The sequence below is a fragment of the Peptoniphilus timonensis JC401 genome, from assembly GCF_000312025.1.
Lineage (GTDB): Bacteria > Bacillota > Clostridia > Tissierellales > Peptoniphilaceae > Peptoniphilus_A > Peptoniphilus_A timonensis.
Map to the genome: position 1 here is coordinate 1 of NZ_HE978599.1, position 3,077 is coordinate 3,077.

Sequence of the window (3,077 nt, forward strand, 5' to 3'; positions counted from 1 at the left end):
CTGGCGATAACTTACTCTCCCAGGTCGTTGCCAACCAAGTACCATCAGCGGACTAATGCTTAACTTCTGTGTTCGGTATGGTTACAGGTGTGTCCATTGTCCTATTCTCACCAGATTTCACTTAAAAACTAATCTTCCTTTAACTCTCTTGGTCAATTCTTCGACCTATTAGTACTCGCTAGCTGAACACATTACTGTGCTTACACCTTGAGCCTATCTACCTCGTTTTCTTCAAGGGGTCTTATCTTTCGAGGGAAATCTCATCTCGAGGGGGGCTTCGGGCTTAGATGCCTTCAGCTCTTATCCCTTCCAAACTTAGCTTCCCAGCTATGCACTTGGCAGTACAACTGGTTCACCAGCGGTTTGTCCATCCCGGTCCTCTCGTACTAAGGACAGCTCCTCTCAAATTTCCTACGCCCACGACGGATAGGGACCGAACTGTCTCGCGACGTTCTGAACCCAGCTCGCGTGCCTCTTTAATGGGCGAACAGCCCAACCCTTGGGACCTACTTCAGCCCCAGGATGAGACGAGCCGACATCGAGGTGCCAAACCTCCCCGTCGATGTGGACTCTTGGGGGAGATAAGCCTGTTATCCCCGGGGTAGCTTTTATCCGTTGAGCGATGGCCCTTCCACTCGGTACCACCGGATCACTAAGTCCTGCTTTCGCATCTGCTCGACTTGTTGGTCTCGCAGTTAAGCTCCCTTCTGCCTTTATACTCTTCGCACGATTTCCATCCGTGCTGAGGGAACCTTTGAACGCCTCCGTTACTCTTTCGGAGGCGACCGCCCCAGTCAAACTGTCCAACTGAGAGTGTCCCTTCCCCAGGTTCATGGGGTTAGGTTAGAATTCTAGCATTAAAAGAGTGGTATCCCAATGGCGACTCCTTAGATACTGGCGTACCTAATTCTCTGTCTCCCACCTATCCTGTACATTTAATCCCAAAATTCAATCTCAGCCTACAGTAAAGCTCCACGGGGTCTTTCCGTCCTGTCGTGGGTAAGCGGCATCTTTACCGCTACTACAATTTCACCGGATCCTTTGTTGAGACAGTGCCCAAATCGTTACACCTTTCGTGCGGGTCGGAACTTACCCGACAAGGAATTTCGCTACCTTAGGACCGTTATAGTTACGGCCGCCGTTTACTGGGGCTTCAGTTCTAAGCTTCGCTTGCGCTAACTTTTTCCCTTAACCTTCCAGCACCGGGCAGGTGTCAGCTCCTATACTTCGTCTTTCGACTTAGCAGAAACTTGTGTTTTTGGTAAACAGTCGCTTGGGCCTTTTCACTGCGGCCCCCTTTTACAGAGGCTCCCCTTCTCCCGAAGTTACGGGGTCATTTTGCCGAGTTCCTTAACAAAGGTTTTTCCGCTCGTCTTAGGATTCTCTCCTCACCTACCTGTGTCGGTTTACGGTACGGGCGATACTTCTCTAGTAGTGGCTTTTCTCGGCAGTGTGGAGTCATAAGCTTCTCTACTTGTTTTCGATCCGCATTACGCTTCATCCTTCTCGGAAAGCGGATTTGCCTACTTTCCAGACTTTGCGCTTGCACGCCTCACCAACTGGGCGCTCTTATTATCCTTCTGCGTCCCCACTTCCTTTAATGATTGTATCGGTACAGGAATTTCAACCTGTTGTCCATCGACTACGCTTTTCAGCCTCGCCTTAGGTCCCGACTTACCCTGAGTGGACGAGCCTTGCTCAGGAATCCTTGGGTTTTCGACGGGTGAGATTCTCACTCACCTCTCGCTACTCATGCCAGCATTCTCTCTTGTATGATGTCCACAGTGCCTTACGACTTCTGCTTCGTCCTTCATACATTGCTCCTCTACCAACGTTAGACGTTCCATAGCTTCGGTATATAGTTTAGCCCCGGTTATCTTCGGCGCAGAGTCACTTGACTAGTGAGCTATTACGCACTCTTTAAATGAGTGGCTGCTTCTAAGCCAACATCCTAGTTGTCTCAGTAACTCCACATCCTTTCCCACTTAACTATAATTTTGGGACCTTAGCTGATGGTCTGGGCTCTTTCCCTTTCGACTATGAAGCTCATCCCACATAGTCTGACTCCCTAGTTCATGATATGGTATTCGGAGTTTGATAGGTCTTGGTAACATATGCATGCCCCTTGACCAATCAGTGCTCTACCCCCTTTTCACTCTAACTAGAGGCTAGCCCTAAAGCTATTTCGAGGAGAACCAGCTATCTCCGTGTTCGTTTGGCTTTTCACCCCTATCCACAAGTCATCCGATAACTTTTAAACGTTACCCGGTTCGAGCCTCCATTGAATTTTACTTCAACTTCACTCTGCTCATGGATAGATCACACGGTTTCGGGTCTACAACTACTAACTTTCGCCCTATTTAGACTCGCTTTCGCTTCGGCTCCGCATCTGTAATGCTTAACCTTGCTAATAATCGTAACTCGCTGGCCCGTTCTACAAAAAGTACACGATCGTGATGTTTACCACTTTCGCTGCTTGTAAACACTAGGTTTCAGATTCTATTTCACTCCCCTCTCGGGGTTCTTTTCACCTTTCCCTCACGGTACTTGTTCGCTATCGGTCACCAAGTAGTATTTAGCCTTAGGGGGTGGTCCCCCCATATTCCCACTGAATTTCTCGTGTTCCGTGGTACTCTTTTGTGTCGGATATCTTCGCTTTCGCCTACAGGACTGTTACCTTCTTTGGTTAGTCTTCCCAGATTATTCGGCTGGCTATTGTCTCTTTTTACACTTCGGGCTCTTCCCCGTTCGCTCGCCGCTACTTAGGGAATCGAGTTTTCTTTCTTTTCCTCAGGTTACTTAGATGTTTCAGTTCACCTGGTTCGCCTCCTATAGTTATGGATTGGCTATAGGATACCTTACGGTGGGTTTCCCCATTCGGATATCTACGGGTCATTGGATATTTGCTCCTTCCCGCAGCTTTTCGCAGCTTGTCACGTCCTTCTTCGCCTCTTGGTGCCTAGGCATTCACCTAGTGCTCTTTTTAACTTGACCTTTGTTAATAAACATTTCTGTTTATTTCCAGTTTAATTGTTTTGTTTAAGAAATTTTGATTAGTTTTTAAGTTGTTATGGTTC

General features: G+C 48.0%; 2 rRNA genes. Both read right to left on the reverse strand.

Features of this window, described 5'->3' with window-relative positions:
* A 5S ribosomal RNA gene (gene rrf, locus HGPT_RS08615) occupies nt 1-115 on the reverse strand; the annotation flags it as partial.
* Between the two features lie 33 nt (nt 116-148).
* Nucleotides 149-2,994: ribosomal RNA gene (locus tag HGPT_RS08620) — 23S ribosomal RNA — on the reverse strand.
* Between the last annotated feature and the right edge of the window lie 83 nt (nt 2,995-3,077).